Source organism: Psychrobacter sp. CAL346-MNA-CIBAN-0220 (assembly GCF_040309805.1).
Taxonomy (GTDB): domain Bacteria; phylum Pseudomonadota; class Gammaproteobacteria; order Pseudomonadales; family Moraxellaceae; genus Psychrobacter.
On sequence record NZ_JBEOPF010000214.1, the window covers coordinates 1 to 276 of the forward strand.

The following is a 276-nucleotide window of genomic DNA, read 5'->3' on the forward strand; positions in this document are numbered from 1 at the left end:
CTATTAAGCAGTCATCACCAATGGTGATTGAATGATTGGCTAATGGCGAGTCGAGAAGTGTGCAATTAATATTCATAAAAGTACGATCACCAATAACTATTTGATTGCCGTAATCGCAATGAAAACCTGATTCTATAATTACACCATCACCCGACTTTAAAAATAACTCTTTGATACGTTTTAAGTTGCCTTTACTTGGGCTCTTATTAAATAAACGGCAGGTTTCACCTGCTTGCTTTCGCTGTGCTAAGTATTCTTTACTGATACTGTTAAATG

At 35.9% G+C, this 276-nt stretch carries 1 pseudogene; it reads right to left on the reverse strand.

Annotation, left to right across the window (positions count from 1 at the left end):
* Positions 1-276 (reverse strand): annotated as a pseudogene (locus AAEY88_RS13375) (hypothetical protein); the annotation flags it as partial.